Origin of the sequence: Agromyces sp. SYSU T00194, from assembly GCF_040496035.1 — a bacterium.
GTDB lineage: Bacteria > Actinomycetota > Actinomycetes > Actinomycetales > Microbacteriaceae > Agromyces > Agromyces chitinivorans.
The window spans coordinates 1922458-1943215 of the sequence record NZ_JBEPJZ010000001.1; the positions used below are offsets into that span (position 1 = coordinate 1922458).

24 protein-coding genes are annotated in these 20758 nt (G+C 69.4%); 13 read left to right on the forward strand and 11 right to left on the reverse strand.

Going from position 1 to position 20758, the window contains the following annotated elements:
- The first annotated feature begins 162 nt into the window (after positions 1 to 162).
- Positions 163 to 807, forward strand: a complete 645-nt coding sequence (locus tag ABZK10_RS08830; protein WP_353808816.1) for a TetR/AcrR family transcriptional regulator — start codon at positions 163 to 165, stop codon at positions 805 to 807.
- A 289-nt stretch (positions 808 to 1096) separates the two neighbouring features.
- Here ABZK10_RS08830 and ABZK10_RS08835 read toward each other — a convergent pair whose 3' ends face one another.
- The 3 genes from ABZK10_RS08835 to ABZK10_RS08845 form a co-directional block, all read right to left on the reverse strand.
- Positions 1097 to 2140, reverse strand: a complete 1044-nt coding sequence (locus ABZK10_RS08835; RefSeq protein ID WP_353808817.1) for an RNA polymerase sigma factor — start codon at positions 2138 to 2140, stop codon at positions 1097 to 1099.
- A complete protein-coding gene (locus tag ABZK10_RS08840; RefSeq protein ID WP_353808818.1) occupies positions 2140 to 2523 on the reverse strand; it encodes a YciI family protein in 384 nt (127 codons plus the stop codon). The genes ABZK10_RS08835 and ABZK10_RS08840 overlap by 1 nt, the downstream gene beginning before the upstream one ends.
- Before the next feature lie 91 nt (positions 2524 to 2614).
- Positions 2615 to 3442 carry a hypothetical protein gene (locus ABZK10_RS08845; protein WP_353808819.1) on the reverse strand — a complete coding sequence of 276 codons (828 nt, stop codon included), beginning with the start codon at positions 3440 to 3442 and terminating at the stop codon, positions 2615 to 2617.
- A gap of 156 nt (positions 3443 to 3598) precedes the next feature.
- Here ABZK10_RS08845 and ABZK10_RS08850 point away from each other — a divergent pair, with 156 nt between their 5' ends.
- Positions 3599 to 5995 (forward strand): ATP-binding protein, encoded by a 2397-nt coding sequence (locus ABZK10_RS08850; protein WP_353808820.1) that lies wholly within the window; start codon positions 3599 to 3601, stop codon positions 5993 to 5995.
- Positions 5985 to 7385: a sensor histidine kinase gene (locus tag ABZK10_RS08855; RefSeq protein ID WP_353808821.1), complete on the forward strand. Its 1401-nt coding sequence runs from the start codon at positions 5985 to 5987 to the stop codon at positions 7383 to 7385. Before ABZK10_RS08850 ends, ABZK10_RS08855 begins: the two co-directional genes overlap by 11 nt.
- A 266-nt stretch (positions 7386 to 7651) precedes the next feature.
- Here ABZK10_RS08855 and ABZK10_RS08860 read toward each other — a convergent pair whose 3' ends face one another.
- The 4 genes from ABZK10_RS08860 to ABZK10_RS08875 are packed head-to-tail and all read right to left on the reverse strand — an operon-like array spanning position 7652 to position 10220.
- Positions 7652 to 7804: a hypothetical protein gene (locus tag ABZK10_RS08860; protein WP_353808823.1), complete on the reverse strand. Its 153-nt coding sequence runs from the start codon at positions 7802 to 7804 to the stop codon at positions 7652 to 7654.
- 6 nt (positions 7805 to 7810) lie between these two features.
- On the reverse strand, positions 7811 to 8155 hold the full coding sequence (locus ABZK10_RS08865) for a type II toxin-antitoxin system HicB family antitoxin (protein ID WP_353808825.1): 345 nt from the start codon (positions 8153 to 8155) through the stop codon (positions 7811 to 7813).
- Positions 8155 to 8403, reverse strand: coding sequence for a toxin HicA (locus ABZK10_RS08870; RefSeq protein WP_353808826.1), 249 nt, complete (start codon positions 8401 to 8403; stop codon positions 8155 to 8157). Before ABZK10_RS08870 ends, ABZK10_RS08865 begins: the two co-directional genes overlap by 1 nt.
- Before the next feature lie 50 nt (positions 8404 to 8453).
- On the reverse strand, positions 8454 to 10220 hold the full coding sequence (locus tag ABZK10_RS08875) for an ABC1 kinase family protein (RefSeq protein ID WP_436408501.1): 1767 nt from the start codon (positions 10218 to 10220) through the stop codon (positions 8454 to 8456).
- A gap of 116 nt (positions 10221 to 10336) precedes the next feature.
- Between ABZK10_RS08875 and ABZK10_RS08880 the strand changes: the two genes are divergently transcribed.
- The 6 genes from ABZK10_RS08880 to ABZK10_RS08905 all read left to right on the forward strand — a co-directional run bounded on the left by ABZK10_RS08880 (position 10337) and on the right by ABZK10_RS08905 (position 13134).
- Positions 10337 to 10915 carry a helix-turn-helix domain-containing protein gene (locus ABZK10_RS08880; RefSeq protein ID WP_353808828.1) on the forward strand — a complete coding sequence of 193 codons (579 nt, stop codon included), beginning with the start codon at positions 10337 to 10339 and terminating at the stop codon, positions 10913 to 10915.
- A complete protein-coding gene (locus tag ABZK10_RS08885; protein WP_353808829.1) occupies positions 10912 to 11496 on the forward strand; it encodes a DUF6036 family nucleotidyltransferase in 585 nt (194 codons plus the stop codon). Before ABZK10_RS08880 ends, ABZK10_RS08885 begins: the two co-directional genes overlap by 4 nt.
- 167 nt (positions 11497 to 11663) lie before the next feature.
- Positions 11664 to 11861, forward strand: a complete 198-nt coding sequence (locus ABZK10_RS08890; RefSeq protein WP_353809640.1) for a TraY domain-containing protein — start codon at positions 11664 to 11666, stop codon at positions 11859 to 11861.
- Positions 11858 to 12256: a type II toxin-antitoxin system death-on-curing family toxin gene (locus ABZK10_RS08895; RefSeq protein WP_353808830.1), complete on the forward strand. Its 399-nt coding sequence runs from the start codon at positions 11858 to 11860 to the stop codon at positions 12254 to 12256. Before ABZK10_RS08890 ends, ABZK10_RS08895 begins: the two co-directional genes overlap by 4 nt.
- A 94-nt stretch (positions 12257 to 12350) precedes the next feature.
- A complete protein-coding gene (locus ABZK10_RS08900; RefSeq protein ID WP_353808831.1) occupies positions 12351 to 12704 on the forward strand; it encodes a SpoIIAA family protein in 354 nt (117 codons plus the stop codon).
- A gap of 7 nt (positions 12705 to 12711) precedes the next feature.
- Complete coding sequence (locus ABZK10_RS08905; RefSeq protein WP_353808832.1) at positions 12712 to 13134, forward strand: DUF1643 domain-containing protein; 423 nt, start codon at positions 12712 to 12714, stop codon at positions 13132 to 13134.
- Between the two features lie 158 nt (positions 13135 to 13292).
- Here the strand turns inward: ABZK10_RS08905 and ABZK10_RS08910 are convergent, their stop codons facing one another.
- The 4 genes from ABZK10_RS08910 to ABZK10_RS08925 form a co-directional block, all read right to left on the reverse strand.
- A complete protein-coding gene (locus ABZK10_RS08910) occupies positions 13293 to 14003 on the reverse strand; it encodes a hypothetical protein (RefSeq protein WP_353808833.1) in 711 nt (236 codons plus the stop codon).
- Between the two features lie 88 nt (positions 14004 to 14091).
- The gene (locus ABZK10_RS08915; RefSeq protein WP_353808834.1) at positions 14092 to 15108 is read right to left on the reverse strand and encodes a LacI family DNA-binding transcriptional regulator; all 1017 of its coding nucleotides are present in this window, start codon (positions 15106 to 15108) and stop codon (positions 14092 to 14094) included.
- Positions 15109 to 15158: 50 nt separating this feature from the next.
- Positions 15159 to 15485 (reverse strand): DUF6385 domain-containing protein, encoded by a 327-nt coding sequence (locus tag ABZK10_RS08920; protein ID WP_353808835.1) that lies wholly within the window; start codon positions 15483 to 15485, stop codon positions 15159 to 15161.
- A gap of 29 nt (positions 15486 to 15514) precedes the next feature.
- Complete coding sequence (locus tag ABZK10_RS08925; protein WP_353808836.1) at positions 15515 to 16444, reverse strand: DUF6772 family protein; 930 nt, start codon at positions 16442 to 16444, stop codon at positions 15515 to 15517.
- Positions 16445 to 16616: 172 nt separating this feature from the next.
- On the opposite strand from ABZK10_RS08925, the gene ABZK10_RS08930 reads away from it, so the two are divergent.
- From ABZK10_RS08930 to ABZK10_RS08945, 4 genes are all read left to right on the forward strand, one after another.
- Positions 16617 to 17894 carry an ABC transporter substrate-binding protein gene (locus ABZK10_RS08930; protein WP_353808837.1) on the forward strand — a complete coding sequence of 426 codons (1278 nt, stop codon included), beginning with the start codon at positions 16617 to 16619 and terminating at the stop codon, positions 17892 to 17894.
- A 2-nt stretch (positions 17895 to 17896) separates the two neighbouring features.
- The gene (locus ABZK10_RS08935) at positions 17897 to 18865 is read left to right on the forward strand and encodes a carbohydrate ABC transporter permease (RefSeq protein WP_353808838.1); all 969 of its coding nucleotides are present in this window, start codon (positions 17897 to 17899) and stop codon (positions 18863 to 18865) included.
- Complete coding sequence (locus ABZK10_RS08940) at positions 18852 to 19700, forward strand: carbohydrate ABC transporter permease (RefSeq protein WP_353808839.1); 849 nt, start codon at positions 18852 to 18854, stop codon at positions 19698 to 19700. The genes ABZK10_RS08935 and ABZK10_RS08940 overlap by 14 nt, the downstream gene beginning before the upstream one ends.
- A 109-nt stretch (positions 19701 to 19809) precedes the next feature.
- On the forward strand, positions 19810 to 20736 hold the full coding sequence (locus ABZK10_RS08945) for an alcohol dehydrogenase catalytic domain-containing protein (RefSeq protein ID WP_353808840.1): 927 nt from the start codon (positions 19810 to 19812) through the stop codon (positions 20734 to 20736).
- Positions 20737 to 20758: the final 22 nt, after the last annotated feature.

Sequence of the window (20758 nt, forward strand, 5' to 3'; positions counted from 1 at the left end):
CGGCGCCGGGCCTCCCCGAAGGGTCGACGCCGGCGTCGTGGTGATTGCGGAGTTAACTTACAATCAAGTCAGTAAGTAATGCAATGCCGCAGTGATCATTCTGCGTCATGGGGCCTGCGTAGACTCTCCATCGCAGGTGTTCAGTGAGGAGGAGGTGCCGCGATGACCGAGACCGTGAGCGGTCAGCGCCGTCAGCCGCGCTCGCGCCCCGCGACGCTCGCGCGCCGCCGCGACATCCTCGACGCCGCGATCGAGATCTTCGGCAACAAGGGCTACGCCAGCGGCACGCTCCAGGAGATCGCCGACCAGGTCGGCATGACCCACGCCGGCATCCTGCACCACTTCGGCTCGAAGGACGCCCTGCTGCTCGAGGTGCTCGACCGCCGCGATGCGACCGACGTCGAGGGCCTCGAGGAGCAGCACATCCCCGGCGGCATCGAGCTCTTCCGCCACCTCGTGCGCACCGCGATGATCAACGCGCACCGCGCCGGCATCGTGCAGGCCTTCGTCGTGCTCTCCGCCGAGTCGGTCACCGACGACCACCCGGGGCGCCAGTACTTCCTGAACCGCTACGCGTCGCTGCGCGGCTCGGTGGCTGAGGCGTTCCGCGAGGTGTGCGCCGAGCGCGGCGTGGCTGCCGGTGAAACGATCGATCTCGCGGCGGCGTCGATTCTCGCGGTGATGGACGGCCTGCAGGTGCAGTGGCTGCTCGACCCCGACGCGGTCGACCTCGCCCGCGCCTCCGAGTTCGCGATCGAGGCGATCGTCGACTCGGTGGTGTCGCCGGCCCCCTCGCCTTTGGCCTGACCCGCTGCGTCCGTGAGCTGAGACCCGTCGATTTCCTGCGCTTCGGCGGCTGAGAGCACAGCTTCTTGACGGGTCTCGGCCCCGCGGGGGCGCCCGGGTTCCAGACCCGTCAAGAACCTGCGGAATGGGCCCTGGAAGCGCAGCCTATTGACGGGTGTCGGCTCCACGGGGTGTGCTCGGGGTCCAGACCCGTCAAGAACCTGCGGAATGGGGGCTGAGCGCGCAGCTTCTTGGCGGGTCTGGTGTGCGAGGTGCCGGGGGGCGCGCGGATGCGGGTGAGCCGGCGCGGCTACTCCGGCCCTGAGTCGCCCAGCACGGCGTCGAGCGCGTCGAGGCCGCCGCGCGTCGGCGCGTCGGCGGCCAGCCCGCGGTAGAGGGCGACGAGCGCCTCGCGGTCGACCGAGCCGGTGCGCCGGCGATCGCAGTGCACCGACTGGATCGCCGCCTCGAGCTGGAACCGACCCAGCGGAGCGCCGAGCGCGGAGGCGCGGTGCAGCAGCGCCTCACCCTCGGCGATGAGCTCCGCGTCCCACAGCGCGGGGTCCTGCGCGTCGATGCCGGGCCACGGGTCGCCGACGCGCGCGGGGGCGCGGGACTGCGCGAACGTGAGGAGTGCCGCGAGACCCCAGGCCTCGGCATCCGCTCGGTCCTCGCCCTCGAGCAGTGTCGCGAGCAGCACGGCGAGCCAGCGGGCCTCGTCGGCGAGCGAGTCGCGGTACGCGTCGCCCTGGTCGCGCCAGTCGATCGCGTAGGCGCCGTAGATCGCCTCGAGCACGGCGGGGAGGCGGCCGGGCATCTCGGCTCTGGTCGGGATGCGGACGGCGATGCCGGCGTCGCGGATGCGGCGCTTCGCGCGCACGAGCCGCTGGGCCATCGCCGCGGGCTCGACGTCGAAGGCGGCGCCGATGCGGGCGGCGTCGAACCCGAAGACGGCCTGGAGCATGAGCGGCGTGCGGATGCCGGCGTCGATCGCCGGGTGGGCGCACGCGAACAGCAGCTCCAGCCGTCGGTCGGGAATCACGTCGGCGCGGGCGACCCAGGCGTCGAGGTCGCGTTCGTCCACGGCATCCGCTCCCTCCTCCAACTCGACCGACGTCTTGCGGGCCGCCGCGCCGAGCAGGTCGCGCAGGCGATTGCGGGCCACGGTCAGCAGCCAGCCCTCGGGGTTGTCGGGCACGCCGTCGGCCGGCCAGCGCGTGAGGGCGCGTTCGAGGGCGTCGGCGAGGGCGTCCTCCGCGAGCGCGATGTCGCGGATGCCGGCCGCGAGCAGCGCGACGAGCCGGCCGTACGACCTGCGTACGACCTGCTCGACCGCGCCGCCTGCCTCGGGCATCAGTGGTGCTCGTACGCCGTCCACTCGGCGTGCTCGACCCAGGTCGCGACCGGCCGGATCTCGACGTGCCCGTATGCGGCCGGCGGCGCCTGCTGCGCCCACGCGATCGCGGCGTCGAGGTCGGCCACGTCGATGTCGACCACGCCGCCGAGCTTCTCGTGCGTGTCGGCGAACGGGCCGTCCTGCACGACGAGCTCGCCGCCCGCGAGCGTGATGGTGGTCGTCGCCGAGACGGGTCGCAGCACCTCGGCGCCGACGAGCACGCCGGCCGCGTCGAGCGCCTTCACGTAGTCGTCGAACGCCCGCATGCCCTCGGCGAGTGCCTCGGGGCCGAGCTGCTCGGCGGTCATCTCGGGGTAGTGGAGCAGGAGCGAGTAGCGCATGTTCGTATCCTTCCGCGTCGTGTCGAACGGTCACAGGGGTGACGATCGAGTCGTCGCGGAATCGACACGGGTCAGGCGTGGAGGGGTGGGGCTACTTCCGCAGCACGCAGGAACGGAAGTAGATGACGTTCGCAGCAGCGATCGTGTCGGTCGGTGACTCGATCACGTCGACGATCGCATCGACGCGGGCGTTGTGCGTGCGGACCGACGCACTCGCCAGGCCGACGACGTTGATGACGTCCTGAGCTCCACGCCAGTTCTCGATCGCACGATCGAGGTAGTCCTCCACGTCGGACTGGTACTCGCCGATGTACTCGTAGGTCTCGACCGCGTCCTCTGCCTGCGCCTGCCCGAGCTCGTCCAGTGCATCTCGTGCGGCCTTGCACATCATGCCCTTGAGGAGCGCCTCGGTCTTCTCCTCGATGTGCTTCCGGAACGCCGGCGTCGGTTCGCGGATGAAGCTCGCCGCGGCGAGTTCGAGTGCGTCGCCGGGAATCGAGAGGTTCCATCCCGCTGCGAGCTTCAACGACCGGTCCATCAGCTGGTACGTGTCGACCCACTTCTTCGCCGAGTCGATGAGGCGCTGCTCCTCGTCGGTGAGCGTCACCCCGTCCTGCACGGCGTCGTCGACATCGCGCAGCGCTTCCTTCAGTGCGCTGGGCGGGCTGAACCGGGGTCGTGAGACGGCGCTCGTCCAGTCGTCGGTGTAGGCGCCGAATTGCACGGATGCGGTGTCGACACCGCTCTCGACGGCGGCGCGTGCGGCCTTCGGAAGCGTCTTCGGGATGTTCATCGCCGCGCTCCCGGTGACGCCGGGCCCGACGCTGCTCGTGGCGACGACGAAGACCAATGCTGCCGCGGCGCCGAGCCAGAGCGGCCCCCGTCGCCGTGACGCCTTCCGTTCGTGCTGGACGTTCATCGGGCACCCCCCAGTGCGTGCGATCGAACCGCCGTAGGATCTGCTGCGACTCTGCTCCTGCCGTGACTACCCGGGCAACCGCGCTAGCCCTGATCAGCCAGCAGTCGCCCGATCCGCTCCAAAGGAGCGGGCCGCGCAGTAGTCTGAGCGCACATCATGAGCCTCTCGGCCGAGGGACCCACCGAGACGCCCGCCGGTGCGCCGCCCGCGGGCGTCTCGACCTTGTCCGGTCTCCGGGCCGACCGTGTCGCGATCGTGCCGATGGCCGTCGCGGGCGGCATCTGGGGCCTCATGTACGTGCTCGCCGGAGTGCCGCTCGCGGCCGTCTGGCCGTGGGGGTACACCCTGCTCGCCGCACTGAACCTCTGGGCGTTCGTTCGGCGGGGGTGGACGCGGGCGCTCGACCTCCAGCTGCTCCTCAGCCTCGTGATCCCGTGGTTGCTCATGCTGCACGTCGGCGGGTTCCAGGCCTCCGGTGCGGTGATGATCTGGTCGCTCATCGCCCCGGTGGGTGCGCTCCTCGCCTACGGGTTCCGGCGGGCGCTCGCGTGGTTCGTCGCCTACGCGGTGCTGGCCTTGGTGGCGGCGCTGCTCGAGGGGCGTCTCGTCGACGCGGGCCTCGGCGACGGCTGGATCGCGGCGTTCTTCTTCATGGACATCATCGGCGTCACGTTCGTCGCCTGGCTGGTCACGGTGCGGTACGCGAACCAGGTCGCGCGGCTGGTCGAGTCGGAGCGCGAGGCCAAGCAGAAGGCGGAGGATGCGACGCAGGCCAAGAGCGAGTTCCTGGCGAACATGAGCCACGAGCTGCGCACGCCCATGAACGCCGTCATCGGCATGAGCAGCCTCCTCGCGACCACCGACCTCGACCGGGAGCAGGAGGAGTACGTCTCCTCGGTGCGCGGCAGTGCGGAGGCGCTGCTCGCGACGATCAACGACGTGCTGGACTTCTCGAAGATCGAGGCCGGGCGCTTGGAGATCCGGCCGGCGAGGGTGCACGTGCGGCAGCTCGTCGAGTCCGCGCTCGGCATCGTCGCGCCCCTGGCATCGCAGAAGCGGCTCGACCTCGTGCACGACGTCGACGCCGCGGTGCCGGAGACGATCACGAGCGACGGTCACCGCCTCGCCCAGGTGCTCGTGAACCTCCTCACGAACGCGGTGAAGTTCACCGAGTCGGGCGAGGTGCGCCTGCTCGTGTCCTCGACCGAGCTGCCGGAACCCGAGTCCACGACCGGCACGAGTGTGCCCGAGGAACGGCCGGCGGATGCTCCGCGGGTGCGGTTCGAGGTGCGGGACACCGGCATCGGCATCCCGGCGGAGGCGCAGCCGCACCTGTTCGACTCCTTCACGCAGGTCGACTCGTCGACGAGCCGGGAGTTCGGCGGCACCGGGCTCGGGCTCGCGATCAGCCAGCGCATCGTCGGGCTGCTCGGCGGGCGGATCGTCGTCGACAGCGCGCCCGACGTCGGCTCGTCGTTCGTGTTCTCGGTGCCGGTGACCGCGCCGGCCGGCGACGGCGACTCCGGCCAGGCCGACGCCGCCGATCCGGGGCCGGCATCCGACTCGACCCGCGCGGACCGCACCGAGACCGACCGGCACCACATCAACGGGTCCCTCGATCCCGGGTTCGCGCAGCGGTATCCGATGCGGATCCTCGTCGCGGAGGACAACCCGACCAACCAGCGGCTCATGCTGCGGCTGCTCGAACGCCTCGGCTACGCGCCGACCATGGTCGACGATGGCGTGGCCGCGGTCGAGGGCGTGGCCGCCGGTCGCCCCGACGTCGTGCTGATGGACGTGCAGATGCCGCGCCTCGACGGGTTCGAGGCGACCCGGCGGATTCGCGCGGGGGAGGGCGGGGACGCTGAGCAGGGGGCGGGCGGGGCAGTTCGTCGGCCCTGGATCGTCGCGGTCACGGCGAACGCGACGGACGAGGACCGTCGCACCTGCCTCGCCGCAGGCATGGACGACCACGTCGCCAAGCCCGTGCGACCCGACGACCTACTTGCCGCGCTGCGCACCGCGCACCGGCACGTCGCCGGGTGGAGGTCTGCGGCGGCGACGGATGCGGGGCCTGCGGCGGCGACGGATGCGGGAACTGCGACGGCGATGGACACGGGAACTGCTGCGGCGACGGATGCGGGAACTGCGCGCGTCGCGGACCGGGACGCGCCCGCGGGGACGACCGCGACGCCTTCGCCGGTCGTCGCGACGATCGCCGTGGACGCGTTGCTCTCCCTCGAGGACCTGACGGGCGATCGGGAGTTCGTGCGTTCGCTGCTCGCCGCGTTCCCGGAGGAGGCATCCGCATTGCTCACCGGCATGCGCGAAGCACTCCCCGACGATGCCGTGGCGCTGGCGCGCCACGCGCACAGCCTGAAGTCGACGGCCGCGAACCTCGGGGCCGTCGACGTCTCGCGCCTCGCGGCGGAGCTCGAGGGTCTTGCGCGCAGCGATGGGGCACCGGCATCCGAGCTCGCGTCCCGAATCGACGGGCTCGATGCGGCGGTGCGCGCCGCCGCCGATGCGATGGAGGGGCTCGATGACTGGTGACGCTTCCGCCTTCGCCGCCGGCGCGGGGGTCGCGACGGTGCTCGTCGTGGACGACACGATGATTCCGCGCGCGACGCTCGCGCGCGGCGTCGCACACGAGGGGCACCGGGTGATCGAGGCATCCGACGGCCGGGAAGCCCTCGACCTGCTCCGGCGCGAGCCGGTCGACATGGTGCTGCTCGACCTCGTGATGCCCGAGGTCGACGGTTTCGAGGTGCTCGAGACGATGCGGGCGGATGCCGCGCTCCGCGACATCCCGGTGCTCGTCGTCTCGGCGACCGAGGCCACCGACGACGTCGCGCGGGCCATCGCCATGGGCGCAATCGACTGCCTCACGAAGCCGTTCGAGCCCGCGCTGCTCCGCGTGCGGCTGCGCACGGCGCTCGAGCAGACGCGGCTGCGCCGTCTCGAGCAGGACTACCTGCGGCAGGAGCTGGCGATGCGCCAGCAGGAGCGGCTCGCGATGCTCGGGCGGCTGAGCGCCGGCCTCGGGCACGAGCTCAACAATCCCGCGGCGGCGGCCCTCGCCACGAGTCGCCAGCTCGGGCAGGCGCTGGAGGAGGCCGACGCACTCGTACCGCGGCTGGTGCGGGATGCGCGCGGTGACGCACTCGTCGAGGCCGTGCGCGACGCACTCGCTGCGCCGGGTGCGTCCGGCGCGGACACCGCCGCCCTCGAGACGGTGCTCGACGCGCGCGGGTTCGACGAGGGGTGGTACGTCGCCGGCGACCTCCGGGCGGTCGGCATGGATGCCGCGCGCCTGGAGCGGGTGCTGGCGATCGGGGCGGATCTGGCGTTGGCGGTCGAGTGGTTGCACGTTCGCGCCCGCATCCGTACCGCGCTCGAGTTCATCTCGAACAGCGTGGGGCGCATGGCGGAGCTGACGGCGTCGCTGCGCCGCTACAGCTACCTCGACCAGGCTCCGCAGCAGGATGTCGACGTGCGCACGGGCCTCGACGACACCGTCACGATCCTCGCCCACAAGACCCCGGAAGACGTGCAGGTCGTGCGCGACTACGGCGAGGTGCCGACCATCCACGCGTTCGGCGGCCAGCTCAACCAGGTCTGGACGAACCTGCTCGACAACGCCGTCGACGCCGTGCGCGATGGCGGCACGGTCACCCTCCGGGCCGTGCCCGACGGCGCCGGGGTGCGCGTCGACGTCGAGGACGACGGGCCGGGCATTCCCGCCGAGCTGCTGGGCACGGTCTTCGACGCCTTCGTCACCACGAAGCCCCCCGGCGAGGGCACCGGCCTCGGCCTGAACATCGCACACCACATCGTGACCGACGTGCATGGCGGGCGTCTCACCGCGACGTCCTCGCCCGGTCGCACGGTCTTCAGCGCGTGGCTGCCGCCGGCGCCGCGGCCGCAGGCCCCGGTCGCCTGACTGCCGTTCGTCCCTTGGCCCGCCCGCGGTGCCCAGACCCGTCAATTCCCTGCGTTCCCAGCGCTGGACGCGCAGCCTTCTGACGGGTCTCGACCGCGAGCGGGGCTGGGGCGGCGCGGGCGGACGCGAGATCCGTCAAGAACCTGCGTTCTCAGCGTGCGAAGCGCAGCCATTTGACGGGTCTCGGCTGGCAGACAAAGGGGGGCGGGCGGATGCCACGGGGCCGCGCCCGCCCACAGGGCCCAAGTCGTTGAGTGGGCTCAGACTCAGCCAGAAGTAGTCAAGGTGTCGCCGTGATCGAGCGGGATGCGACGAACGCGATCCACGACTTCGGCCACCCGGTCGTCGGTCAGCGGCTCGCCGAGATAGATGACATCCTCGGTTTCCACCGACTCGAACGGCTCGTTCCGTTCAGACATCTGTCTTCAGCGCTCCAGTAGTCGAGCCGCGTAGGCGTTGAGACTTGTTCCCTGGCGAAGCGCCTCCGTTGCGAGTCGGCGGTGCAGCGCTGGGTCGACCCGGAGGTTGACCCGCCCGGAGTACGTGCGATCGGCCAGCGGCTCCGGCACCTCTTCACCCGACTCCACAAGGTCCTCGACGACCGACCGAACAAGCTCCTCTATGCCGCGGAGGGCGTCGAGTTGAGTCCCGGCCAACCACGAGAGGGATGGGAACTCCGCAATGGTGGCGACGAACTCGCCATCTGACGCGCTCCATTCGACGGAGTATCGGTAGTGCTCCACCGAAGGTCGAGCCATCGTCTCGTTCATCAGAGTTCCTCTCCCTTCTTCTTGTCGATCGCCTTGATCAACTGCTTGACCTGGTACTCCTTCGCCTTGCCGCCGTCGCCCCTTTGGAGGTTGATGCGAGGGTCGCCCTGCCAGGGCATCTTGTAGATCGCGACGTGGCTTCCGGAGCCCTTCCGGGGCTCCCCGAAGTAGAACTCGGCGAGCTGGCAGGCTTCTGCGAAGCTCAGGGCCTTCGGTGAACGACGTGCCTTCTGTTCGATTTTCTCCACCGAGCCCACATGTCAATGGTGCCAGAAGTGGCACCATCCGACAAGGTCTACTAGTCGCGCCCGCGCCGCCCCAGCACCCCACCGAGCACCGCGTGCAGCAGCGGCACGGCCGACACCCCGACGAGCACCCAGCCCCACACCGGCGCATCGGCCCGCAGCAGCAGCCCGCCGACGAACAGCCCCACGAACACGACCGCCGACACGAGCCGCCGCGCCATCCGTTCCAGCCGAGCAACGCGCCGCTCCAGCGCGGGCGTGGCCACCGCCACCCGCCCCTCCTCGACCCGTGTGATCAGCGCATCCACCCGCCCTGGCAGCCGAGCCGCGGTCGTCACCTGTGACCACGCCTCGCGCCCGAACGCCTGCACCAGGTTCCCGCGCTCGTCGCGCAGCAGCTGCGCAGCATATGGCTCCACCGCGTCCCAGATGTTGAAATCGGGATCCAAAGAGCTGCACATGCCCGACGTCAGCGACATCGCGCGGATGATCAGCAGGAAGTTGTCGGGCAGCTGGAACGGCAGCCCGCGCACGACCTCGCCGAACTCGATCGCGAAGCGGCGCAGCTCGCGCTCGTCGACCTGCTGCAGCTCGGCGAAGCCCATGCCGCCGAAGCGCGCGAACAGTTCGGTCATCGCCCGCTCGAGCTCGGCCGTCTCGGCCGACGGCAGCAGCACGCCGACGTCCTGGATGCTCCGCACCATGCGCTTGCCGTCGCGCGACGCGATCGCGATCATCAGCTGCTGCAGCCCGCGGCGCAGCCCGTCGGGCACCTCGCCCATCATCCCGAAGTCGATGAAGGTGAGCTGCCAGGCCGGCCCGGCAGCAGCCCCGGGGGACGACTGGGCGGATGCCCTTGAGCCGCCGGCTCCGGCCGCGGGAGTGGGCTCAGAGGCATCCGCCCGCCCCTCGACCGGGGTGACGAAGATGTTGCCCGGGTGCGGGTCGGCGTGGAAGAAGCCGTCGCGGAAGAGCTGGTCGAACATGACCTTCGCGAACTCCGTGGCGACGGCCTTCGGGTCGATGCCGGCGGCGATGAGGCCGTCGCGGTCGTTGATCTTGATGGCGGTGACATCGGCGAGGGTGAGCACGCGGCGGGTGGTGCGCTCCCACACGACCTCGGGCGCGGCGACGCGCGGGTCGTCGGCGAACGCCTCGGCGAAGCGCACGGCGTTCTGCGCCTCGTGCAGGTAGTCGATCTCCTCGAGGCTGGTGGTGGCGAACTCCTCGACGAGCGCGGGCGCGTTGACGCGGCGCGCGACGAACCGCACGCGGCTGAGCCAGCCGGCGATGCGGCGCAGGGCCGCGAGGTCGACGTCGACGATCGTCTCGATGCCGGGGCGCTGCACCTTGACGACGGCGTCGTCGAGTCCCGTGTCGGCGGCGTCCATGGGGGAGAGGCGGGCGCGGTGGGCCTGGCCGAGGGATGCCGCTGCCAGCGGATCCGCGTCGAATGACGTGTAGGCGCGCTCGAGTGGCATCCGCAGCTCCGACTCGGCGAGGGCGCGCAGGTCGTCGAACGGCACGGGCGGTACCTCGTCCTGCAGGCCGGCGAGCTCCTGGGTGATCTCGGGCGGCAGCACGTCGAGGCGCGACGACATGTACTGGCCGACCTTGATCATGAGCCCGCCGAGGTCGACCGCGAGGTCGTGGAAGCGCCGCGCGACGCCGGTCAGGCGGGCGGCGCGCCCGTTCGCCGCCGCCTTCGCGAGCCCGAACCGCGGCAGCACGAGCTCGAACCACCACGTCTGCACGATGACGCGCGCGGCGAACCGTAGGATCCGCCGGTACCGCCTGCGCGTGTTGGTCACACGGGGCATCCTGCCTGTATGGGGGCGATGTGTCGAGGTGGCTCTGCTGGCAGCTGACGATAGCGGTAGCAATTAGCGGTACTATGAATCGGTATACCGAATCATCTAGCGAGCAGGTGGTGATCATGACCGAGATCGCAGCGTTGGTGCGTTCGGCACGTCGTGCGCGCTGCCTCTCCCAGCGCGAGCTCGCACGGCGCGCCGGTCTCTCGCAGAGCCGTGTCGCAATCGCGGAGAGCGCGCATGAGGATCCGCGCTTCGCCACCGCGCGGCGACTGCTCGCCGGGGCCGGGCATCGGCTCTACGCGGCTGCGACCACTCGCGATGATGTCGCGACGATCACCACCGAGATCAGGCAGGCGCTTGCGCATGACGATCTCCAGCTGGCATTCCGGTACTTCATCCAGATGAATGACAACCTCGTGGGGGAGCGCGGCCTGCTGCGTGGCATTCTCACTGTCACCGAGCCGGAGTTGACGGGCTCGAAGACTTGGGACTCGGCCATCGCCGCACTCGTCGAGTACCGGCTCAACCAAGAGGGCGTGCCTGCCCCCGCGTGGACGAGCTCTGCAACTCGGCGTCTCGAGCGCGCGCGACCGCTGCTCGTCGACCCGGCGGACCCCGTGCCGGCGCGTGGTGACGTGCCGACCGAATTCCTCGAGCACGGCGTGTTCATCTGGCGCGATTCGCTGGAGAGCGTGTGATCCTTCTCGACCGAGACGATCTCATCGACGGGCTCCGCGAGCTCGTCGCGGAGTTGCACGCGGCAGGTGACCCCGTCGGGCTGCGCATCGTGGGCGGTGGGGCGTTGGTACTGCGCCACTTCGACCGTCGTACGACGGTCGACATCGACGCCGTGCAGGTGAGCCCTGGTGACGAGGCGGCGGTGGTTGCGGCAGCCGAGCGAGTCGCGGAGCGGCGCGGCTGGCAGGCCGACTGGCTGAACTTCAAGGCAGCTCAGCTTGCGCCATGGTGGGGGCGATCAGTCAATTGGGAGCCGATCCACCACGACGACCTGGTGACCATCGAAGTTGCGCCCGCCGACGCGCTGCTCGCAATGAAGCTCAAGGCCAGCCGACCAGGCCGCGACACCGACGACATTCGCCAGCTGCTCGCCGTGTGCGGTATCGAATCCGTTGAGGCCGCCGACGCGCTCTACAGCGAATACTTCCCCGGCGACTCGCTCAGCGATCGCGCGTGGGGCATGGTCGAGCGGATCCTCGCGGCTGGCCCGCTCCGGGCGCCTGACGCGCCCCCGCCGCCGGACTTGAACCCGAATCGCTAGTTCACATGTCTCCGTGGGACTACGTTTCCGTAGTCAACGCGTCGCATTACGAAAACGTAGTTGCGCGGAGGTGTCGAAGGAGCGGCCCGGTCTTCTCGTGGTCGGCGTGGTATCAAACAGATACCACGCGGTAGCATGGTGCCCGACGGAAGGAGTGCGCCGTGGCGATGACCCTGCGACTCGATGAGGCTCACGACGAGCTCCTCGAGGCACTGGCGACGAAGTTCGGGCGCTCGAAGACCGAGGTCGTGCAGATCGCGCTCGACGACTTCGCGGCCCGTGCCGACAAGTCCGCGCGCACGCGTGCGGCATTCGATCGCGTCCGCACCCGCGACGCCGACCTGCTCGACCGCCTCGCGCGGTGACCTCGGGCCGGGAGGTCGAGTACCTCGACCCCGAAGACGTCGAGGCGCTGCTCGACGAGGAGGGCTTCCACTTCAAGGACGGCGCTCGCGGACGGAGCCTGATGCTGTCGGCGCTCGCCGCGCCGATGCCGGTGTTCGGCGAGGAGGTGCATCCGTCGCTCGAGGAGAAGGCTGCGGCGCTCCTGCTGGCGGTGATGCGCAACCATCCGCTCGCCGACGGCAACAAGCGTCTGGCGTGGTTCGTGACGGTCGCGTTCCTCGAGCTGAACGTCGTCGACCTCGTGGTCGACGACGTCGCCGAGGCAGACCGCTTCCTTCGCGAGGTCGCGGCGGGCGCGGTCGACCTCGACGGGGTGGCGGCGTGGGTTTGCGCCCGCATCCGCCCGATCGTCTGACGAGCGCTGCAGCGACCTCGGTTCGAGACTCCTCTCGACGGCAACACAGCAGTGCGCAAGGCTGGGCAGCGAACGTGAGCGAAGGAGCATCCCGATGACGATCACGCAGTCCGACCGCAGTACCGGTGAGATCCTCGGGTTCGTCGTGTCCGGAGACGTGACGAAGGCCGACTACGACGTGATGACGCCCGCGGTCGAGGCCGCGGTCGAGGAGCACGGCACGGTGAAGGTGCTGCTCGACCTCACCGACTTCCGGTGGGAGAAGGTCGGCGCGTGGGGTTCCGACCTGCACTTCGGTCGCGAGTTCCACGAGAAGATCGCGCGCATGGCGATCGTCGGCCACACGAAGTGGGAGGAGCGCCTCGCCCACCTCGCAGGCCCGTTCTACGCGCAGGAGGCTGCGTACTTCGACGACCAGAATGCCGGCTGGGCCTGGCTCCGGAGCTGACACCCGGGTGCCGGGCGACACGGTGGAACAGTCCTGGATCTCCGAGACAAGCACCGACAACACAGCACGGTTCGTGCTGGGCACCGTCGGCCGGAACCCGCTCGTCTGCATCGGCGTCAACCCCAGCACCGCCGCGCCGGGCGCGCTCGACCAGACCGTCACGAAGGTCGCAGGCTTCGCCTCGAGGAACGGCTACGACAGCTGGGTCATGCTGAACCTCTACCCACAGCGCTCGACCGACCCGAACGGGATGCACCTCAAGCCCGACCCCGACCTGCAGGCGCAGAACGAGCGGCACATCGAAGGGTTCATCGATGGCCGCGCGCTGTCTCTGCTCGCCGCATGGGGAGGCCTGATCACGAAGCGGCCGTATCTCCCGCGGATGCTCGAGGGCATCGTGACGATCGCAGACCGCTCATCGTGCGAGTGAATCTCGATCGGCGACCCCATCGCTGGTGGCCACCCACGTCACCCGGCACGGCCCGGCTACTCCACGCCGCTGGTGGGCTTCGACATGGGTTCGTACCTGCAGAGTGGGACGCGATAGCGGAGCGCTTCAGCAGCGGTCGGCCGCGTAGGGCACAGAGGCTACTGCGGTCCGAGGTTGACCTGTTGGGTCCATTGCTCGCCCCGGATGATCCTCACAAGAGCGGTCGTGAGCTGGGCCGGTGTGAGCCTGAAGGTGGAGCTCCGCTCCCGGAAGTACGGCACCGCCCAGCGCGCCGTGTCTGGGAAGACGACGAAGGTCTCGAGCTCACCGATTCTCGGCATCGGGTCCCGATCATCCTGGTTGGGGCGGAACAGATTCTTGTCCACGAGGATGCCGCTGGCAGTCGTGCCCTGCGACAGGATCTGCCGTGCCTCGGCCTGAGCCTCGCGGTACGCGGGAAGGTCCCGCCATCGCGTTGGCTTCTCGCTCCAGTACGGCTCGTTCTGGGTGACGACGATGGACCTGCCGTGTTCGAGAGTGTGTGAGTAGAGCGTCGAACGCGGCACTCCCTCCAGGTTCGCGTACCCGTCCCGCAGCACCGGGAGCAACTCGGCGGGCGGGGTCTCGACCTTCCAGACGGACGCGTGTGCGGGTGCCGAGACACGCGCGAGCCACGCAGCGAGGAGCTCATCCGTGCCCGGTCGCAGGAATTCCTCGTGGCGAGCGGCCGCCGCGATCACGTCCGAAACCGGGGTCTCCGACAGTGGCGGCTCGGTGGGAACGGCGCCGCCATGGGGGTCGGTCGCCCACTGTCCCGTGGCCTGCATGTAGTCGGCATGTCGACGCATCGCGCCCTCGGCACCGTTCATGATCCCCCTCACCTTTGGGGCCGATCGTACTGACACGAGGTCGTGCTCGGGGAGACGGCTCAGCGCAGGAGCGCAGTCCGCCGCCAGATCACCCCTCCCGCACCCGCGCCGTCGACGCCCGCTCCACGATGAACGGCGGCGGCTCGTCGAGGATCGTCTCGCCGTCGCGCTGCCCCTCGATCTGCTCGAGGAGGATCTCGACCGCGAGCCGGCCGACCTGGGCCAGCGGCATCGCGACGACGGTGAGCGCCGGGTTCAGGTGCGGGGCGAACCAGGTGTCGTGGATGCTCACGATCGACACGTCGTCGGGAATCGCGAGCCCGGCTGAGGTGACGCCCGCGTGCACGCCGAGCGCGCTCGTGGTCGTCACGACGACCAACCCGGTCGCGCGCCCGCCGTTGGCGTAGTACCGGTGCGTGGCCTCGCGCGCGCTGTCGGCGTCCCACCCGCCCGAGATCATCGGATGCGGCGACAAGCCGCGCTCGCCGAGGGCGTCGACGTATCCGCTGTGCCGGCGATCCGACGAGGCGCCCTCCGCGCCCACGAAGGCGATGTCGGTGTGCCCGAGGTCCATGAGGTGGCGGGTGGCGACGGCGGCCGCGTTCGCGTCGTCGAGGCGCAGGGTGCGGATGCCCGGGGTGGCGTCCGCATTGAAGACCAGCGACGGCACCGACCGGGCCATCTCCCCGAGCGCGCGGCTGTCGGCGGAGAATCCGCTCTGGATGAGCAGCCCGTCGACGCGATGGCCGCGCACGAGCTCGCGGAACGCCTCGGGGCGTCCCGCGAGCTCGTCCGAGTTCAGCAGCACGATGGAGTAGTCGTGTGCTGCTGCCGCGGCCTGGGCGGTCTCGACCATCTGCGCGTAGATCGGGTCGTTCACGTGGTGGAGCGCGAAGCCGAGCAGGCCGGTCAGCGAGCTCCGCAGCGCGCGAGCGGATGCATGCGGGGTGTACTGCAGCATCTCGATCGCCGACAGCACGCGCTCCCGCGTCTCCTCCCGGATCTTCAGGTTCGGATCGCCGTTCAGCACCCGTGACACGAGCCCAGGGGAGACGTCGGCGAGTTTCGCCACCTCCGACAAGCGCGGAGTGCTCTTCTGTGCCACCTGGTCTGCTTCCTGTCTGGCGATTGAGTCCCGAATCTACCGGTGCCGCGTCAGCCCTTGAGGTTGACGTGCACGAGAATCCGGGCCGGCTGCTCCTCGCTCGCCCCCTCGACGCGCAACCGCACCCAGTTGCCGAACGTGGTGAGGCTGCTCTCGGCGATGGTCTCGTCGCTCCGAAGCGTGCGCGGCTCGCCCCGGGCGATCCAGTTGATGCCGTCGGGCGAGATGTCGGTCGTGATGGTCAGGTCGGGGTGCTCGCCCTCGACCTGGGTGAAGAAGACCGCCTCCGTGGCCCAGCCCGCTTCGTAGGGGAGGGTCGCGTAGTCGGATCGGATCCACACGCGACGCGTGAGGACGGACGTGTTCGTGGTGTGCACTGCTGTTCCTTCGGTTTCGCTCGCTGGGCTCACTCGGTCGAGTAGACGACCGAGTCGAGGAAGAAGTGGACCGGGCGGTCGGTGTCGGTCTCGACGTAGAAGATGGGATTGATGAGGTTGTCGATCGACCGGTAGCGCTCGGCGAGCGTGGGCTGGATGCCTCGGAGGTCGAAGATCGTGTCCATGCTCTGCAGTTCGATGTACTCGCGCTTCTTCACGTCGACGAGCAGGCGGAAGTAGAGCCAGTTGATCTTGTCGGGGCTCTCGTTGTAGAGCAGATCCTGCTCGCCGCCGGGCACCCACTGGTAGCCGTCGGACGAGCCGTCCTCGTGGCGACGCCCGTACCAGAGGTTGTCGATGCCGGGTGCGCACCATCCGTCTTCGACGCCGAAGTTCCAGTCGGCGTGGGTGACCCCGTCGGCGACCTTCCAGTACTGCCACTTCTTGACGAGCGTGCCGCCGAGCGAGTTCACGTACCGCACGCCGGGCATGTAGCGGTGCTCGCCGTCCTGCACGTCAAAGTAGAAGCCGAAGGCACGGATGTCCTCCTCGCCGAGGCCGATGCGGTCCTGCGCGGGGGTGTACGAGTACCACGCCTCGATCTGGATCTTCGAGGGGTCGCCGAACCGCGACAGGCGCTTGAGCGCGATGCCCATGCTGCCGTCGGCCGGCGGCTGCGTGTGCGGTGCGGCGACAGGGCCGGTGGTCAGCTTGAGCGAGTACGTGCCTTCCATCGACCCGTGCGACGCGGCGAAGCGCATCGGCGCCGAGCTCAGCATCGACGGCGCCCAGCTGGTCAGGTCGACCGCGCTGTTGAACGACTCGTAGTTGTCGTAGACGAAGTTCGGGGTGAGATCCATCCACCCGTTGAACCCCCGGTCGAAGTCGTCGAACGTGATCACCCGGTCGAGCGGATTGAACCGCTCGAGCTGGCGATCGTAGGAGAGTGTCTTCTGCATACCTTCCTCATTAAATCGTTGTACCAGATGGGAGGACAACCCCGTCCTCAATGGCCCATCGCCACGCACTCCGGAGAATTCCGCTTTGCGTTCCATCAGTAAATCGTTATACCATACTCGCACCGATGAGGATGCGAAGGGGCATCCCACGGCAACACGAGGAGTTGACAGCATGCAGTTCCGTTTCATTGCTGCGGTCGGGGCCACCGCGCTCGCAGTGAGTCTGGCCGGGTGTAGCACCAGCGATGCGGGAGAGGGGGCGAGCGACGACATCGAGCTGCGCATGACGATGTGGAGCTCGAATCCCGACCACCTCGCCCTGTTCGACGCGATCGCCGACGACTACATGGCCGACCATCCCGAGGTCACCAGCATCGAGTTCGAGAGCCTCACGCTCGACCAGCTCGACACCGTGCTCACCACGGGCATCACTGCGGGGGATGCCCCTGATCTCACCTGGCTCCCGGTCGAGTCGAGTCGCGAGTACATCGCGGCCGGCGCGCTGCTCGACGCCGCACCGGTGCTCGAGTCGACCGAGGGCTACGACTACGCCGACCTGGTTCCCGCGCTGCAGGAGCGTTGGCGCGACGGCGACGCGCAGTACGGCGTCCCGTTCTCGACCGGTGCGCTCGTCATGTACTACAACGCCGACCTCTACGCCGACGCCGGCGTGAAGTCGCCGGCCGACCTCATCGCCGAGGGCGACTGGACGTGGGAGTCGTTCCGCGAGATCTCGAAGGAGCTCACCGACGCGAGCGGCGTGCCCGGCTACGTGGTGAACGACTTCGACTTCAAGAACTGGACCCGACTGGTGCCGCTGTTCTACGCCTACGGCGGCTCCCCGTGGAACGATGACGCGACCGCGTGCACGGCCGACAGCCCGGAGATGCAGGACGCGTTCGAGCTGTTCAACGGCATGGTCTTCGAAGACGGCTCGTCGCCCGTGCCCGGGCAGCAGGTCGACTTCTGGGGCGGCCAGGCCGGTGCGACCTCGTCGTTCCTCAGCAGCAACGCGCTGCTGCAGGACGCGACCTACGAGTGGGGCATCGTGCCGATGCCGAGCGGGCCCGCCGGTGACACCCAGGCTCTGGGTCAGGCCGCCATCGCCGCGCTCGCGGCCGGCGACAACCAGGAGGCCGCGCTCGACTTCCTCGCCTTCCTCACCAACGCCGAGAACGCCGCGCGCCTCGCGCAGTTCTTCCCGCCGGCACGGGAGAGCCTGCTCACCACCGACGTGCTGGTCGGCAGCTCGACCATCCTGACGCCCGAGCTCGTGCAGCCGATCATCGACGCGACGCTCAGCTCGGGTCGCATCTTCCCTGTCGCGCAGAACAACGCTGCCGTGGCGGACGCGCTCAACTCGTCGCTCGACGAGTTCGTGTACGTGCCCGACGTCGACCTCGGCGAAGCGCTCGGCAACGTCTGCGCCGCCATCGACCCCCTGCTCTGACGATGGCACTTCGCACGACCGAGGTCGTGCCCGCGGGTGAGCACCCGCGGGCACGGCCGCCCGCCCGGCAGGCGGCCCGACGCCCCGCAACCGGTCGCGATCGGGGGCGCAACCTGTTCGGCTACGCGCTTCTGGCTCCACAGATGGTCGGGTTCCTCGCCATCGGCGTGGTCGCGCTCGTCTGGGTGGTGTGGCTGAGCCTGAACCACATCAACGTGCTCGCGGGCACGCAGGAGTTCGTGGGACTGGCCAACTACACCCGCATCCTGAGCGACCCGAACATGGCGACGGTGCTGCCGAACACGTTCTTCTTCGTGTGCGTGCTGAGCATCGCCGGCACGATCGTGGCCCTGCTGCTCGCGCTCATGCTCAACCAGGCACTGCGCGGCATCAACATCTACCGCTCGATCATCTTCATTCCGGCGCTCGTCACGATGGTGGCGTGGAGCCTGGTCTGGAGCTTCATCGTGCAGCCCGAGGGGCTGCTCGACGCGGTGCTCGCGTTCTTCGGCCTCGACCCGTTGCCGTGGCTGCGCGGCGGCTGGCTCACCCTGGTCGTGTTCGCCTTCATCCAGCTGACGAAGAACGTCGGCATCAACGTCATGATCTTCCTCGGCGCGCTGCAGGCGGTGCCGCAAGAACTCGTCGAGGCGGCACGCATCGACGGCGCGGGTCGCGTGCGCGTGCTGCGCAGCGTGGTCATTCCGCAGATCTCGCCCGCCATCCTCATGGTCTTCATGCTCATGATCGTGGGCTCGTTCAAGGTGTTCGAGGTGGTGCTCATCCTCACCGAGGGCGGGCCGGGCGTGCAGAGCTCGGTGCTCTCGTTCGAGATCTACAAGCAGGCATTCAAGTTGAACGACGTCGGCTACGCGAGCGCACTCTCGGTGCTGCTGTTCGGGCTGATCCTCGTGCTCACGACCGCCATCTGGCAGGTCAGGAAGCGGGTGGTGTTCCATGAGGCGGACTAGTCCCCGCACCATCGCGAGCCGCGGGCTCAGCTATCTGCTGCTGTCGGCGGTCGCGCTCGTCTCCCTGGGGCCGATCCTCTGGATGGTGAGCGCCTCGTTCAAGTCGCCGAACGAGATCCTCCGCTACCCGCCGACGGTCATTCCCGAGAACTTCAAGTGGGAGAACTACCAGCAGGTGTTCGAGCTGCAGCCGTTCGCGCAGCAGTTCCTGAACTCGGTGTACATCATGGCGCTCGTCGCCGTGTTGACCATCCTGCTGTCGGTGCCTGCCGGCTATGCCCTCGCACGGGTGCGACCGGTCGCTGCCGGGATCATCTTCCTGGTGCTGCTCAGCGCGATGTTCATCCCGCCCGAGGCGACGATCATCCCGCTGTTCCAGATGGCGTCGACGCTCGGCTGGATCGACACCCACTACCCGTTGGTGATCTTCACAGCGGTGCTCACGACGGCACCCATCGCGACGTTCGTCATGCGCCAGGCGTTCCTGACGCTGCCGGCCGAGTTCGAGGAGGCCGCGACGATCGACGGCGCGACCCGCCTCCGCACCATGCTGCAGATCTACTTCCCGCTCGCGCGCCCGTCGCTCGCGTCGGTCACGGTGCTGGCGTGCTGGTACAGCTGGAACCAGTTCCTCGAGCCGCTCATCTACGTGCGCTCGCCTGAGATGCTGACGGTGCCCGTCGCGCTCACCCGCTACGAAGACGCGTTCGCCGGCCCGCTCTGGGGCGTGCAGATGGCTGCGACGACGCTCTCGGTCATCCCCGTCCTGCTGGTGTTCTTCTTCGCCCAGCGCCACGTGGTCTCCGGCCTCACCGCCGGCGGCCTGAAGTCCTGAACGAGCAGAGGAGCTTGAAATGAATCGGATGCAACGAGCCGCCGTGCTCCACGGAGTCGAAGACCTCCGTATCGAAGAACGTCCCATTCCTGTCCCGGCGGCGGGGGAGGTGCTCGTCAAGGTCGAGGCGACCGGCGTCTGCGGCTCCGACGTGCACTACTACCGCCACGGCCGCATCGACCGGTACGTGGTCGATACGCCCATGGTGCTCGGCCACGAGTCGGCCGGCACGGTGGCCGCCGTCGGTGCTGACGTCGACCCCGGGTTGGTCGGCCGCGTGGTGGCGATCGAGCCGGGCATCCCCGACGGCACCTGCGCGGAGTGCAGTGCGGGCCGGTACAACCTCTGCCCGGCCGTGCGCTTCCACGCGACCCCGCCGATCGACGGCAGCCTCGCCGACTACGTGGTCGTGCCGGCGGCGTTCGCGCACCCGGCGCCTGCCGGCATGCGGGCCGAGCGCGCGGCCATGGCCGAGCCGGTCTCGGTGGGCGTCGCCGCCGCCCGCAAGGCGGGCATCGGGGTCGGGGCGCGCGTGCTCGTCATCGGCGCAGGCCCGGTGGGGCTGTTCGCCGCCCAGGTCGCGCGGGCGCAAGGCGCCGAGCAGGTGGTCGTCACCGACGTGAACGAGCGGCGGATGCAACTCGCCCGCCGCCTGCGCTTCGCCGCGCCCGCGGATGGCGACGAGTACGACGTCGTGCTCGAGTGCTCGGGGCACCCCGATGCGTTCGCCGCCGGCCTGCGCGCCGCCGCGCCCGCCGCGCGCGTGGTGCTGATCGGCATGGGCGCGGACGAGTATCGCCTGCCGGTCGGGCTGGTACAGGGGCGCGAGCTCACCCTCATGGGCCAGTTCCGCTACGCGGACACGTACCCGGCCGCGCTCGGCCTCATCGCCGATGGCCGCGTCGACGTCGACAGCTGCATCAGCCACCGCTTCGAGCTCGCCGAGGCCGAAGCCGCGCTGACCATCGGCCAGCGCGAGCCGAGCGCGAACAAGGTGGTCGTGGTGAACGTGTCGGAGGGCCTGATCGATGCCTAGCGGGAAGCCAGCACTCAAGTCC

What these genes read in the sequence shown, in the direction of transcription:
- ABZK10_RS08830 (WP_353808816.1), top strand. Translation starts at nt 163, where the DNA reads ATGACCGAGACCGTGAGCGGTCAGCGCCGTCAGCCGCGCTCGCGCCCC.
- ABZK10_RS08835 (WP_353808817.1), bottom strand. Translation starts at nt 2,140, where the DNA reads ATGCCCGAGGCAGGCGGCGCGGTCGAGCAGGTCGTACGCAGGTCGTAC.
- ABZK10_RS08840 (WP_353808818.1), bottom strand. Translation starts at nt 2,523, where the DNA reads ATGCGCTACTCGCTCCTGCTCCACTACCCCGAGATGACCGCCGAGCAG.
- ABZK10_RS08845 (WP_353808819.1), bottom strand. Translation starts at nt 3,442, where the DNA reads ATGAACGTCCAGCACGAACGGAAGGCGTCACGGCGACGGGGGCCGCTC.
- ABZK10_RS08850 (WP_353808820.1), top strand. Translation starts at nt 3,599, where the DNA reads ATGAGCCTCTCGGCCGAGGGACCCACCGAGACGCCCGCCGGTGCGCCG.
- ABZK10_RS08855 (WP_353808821.1), top strand. Translation starts at nt 5,985, where the DNA reads ATGACTGGTGACGCTTCCGCCTTCGCCGCCGGCGCGGGGGTCGCGACG.
- ABZK10_RS08860 (WP_353808823.1), bottom strand. Translation starts at nt 7,804, where the DNA reads ATGTCTGAACGGAACGAGCCGTTCGAGTCGGTGGAAACCGAGGATGTC.
- ABZK10_RS08865 (WP_353808825.1), bottom strand. Translation starts at nt 8,155, where the DNA reads ATGAACGAGACGATGGCTCGACCTTCGGTGGAGCACTACCGATACTCC.
- ABZK10_RS08875 (WP_436408501.1), bottom strand. Translation starts at nt 10,220, where the DNA reads ATGCCCCGTGTGACCAACACGCGCAGGCGGTACCGGCGGATCCTACGG.
- ABZK10_RS08880 (WP_353808828.1), top strand. Translation starts at nt 10,337, where the DNA reads ATGACCGAGATCGCAGCGTTGGTGCGTTCGGCACGTCGTGCGCGCTGC.
- ABZK10_RS08890 (WP_353809640.1), top strand. Translation starts at nt 11,664, where the DNA reads ATGACCCTGCGACTCGATGAGGCTCACGACGAGCTCCTCGAGGCACTG.
- ABZK10_RS08900 (WP_353808831.1), top strand. Translation starts at nt 12,351, where the DNA reads ATGACGATCACGCAGTCCGACCGCAGTACCGGTGAGATCCTCGGGTTC.
- ABZK10_RS08910 (WP_353808833.1), bottom strand. Translation starts at nt 14,003, where the DNA reads ATGAACGGTGCCGAGGGCGCGATGCGTCGACATGCCGACTACATGCAG.
- ABZK10_RS08925 (WP_353808836.1), bottom strand. Translation starts at nt 16,444, where the DNA reads ATGCAGAAGACACTCTCCTACGATCGCCAGCTCGAGCGGTTCAATCCG.
- ABZK10_RS08930 (WP_353808837.1), top strand. Translation starts at nt 16,617, where the DNA reads ATGCAGTTCCGTTTCATTGCTGCGGTCGGGGCCACCGCGCTCGCAGTG.
- ABZK10_RS08935 (WP_353808838.1), top strand. Translation starts at nt 17,897, where the DNA reads ATGGCACTTCGCACGACCGAGGTCGTGCCCGCGGGTGAGCACCCGCGG.
- ABZK10_RS08940 (WP_353808839.1), top strand. Translation starts at nt 18,852, where the DNA reads ATGAGGCGGACTAGTCCCCGCACCATCGCGAGCCGCGGGCTCAGCTAT.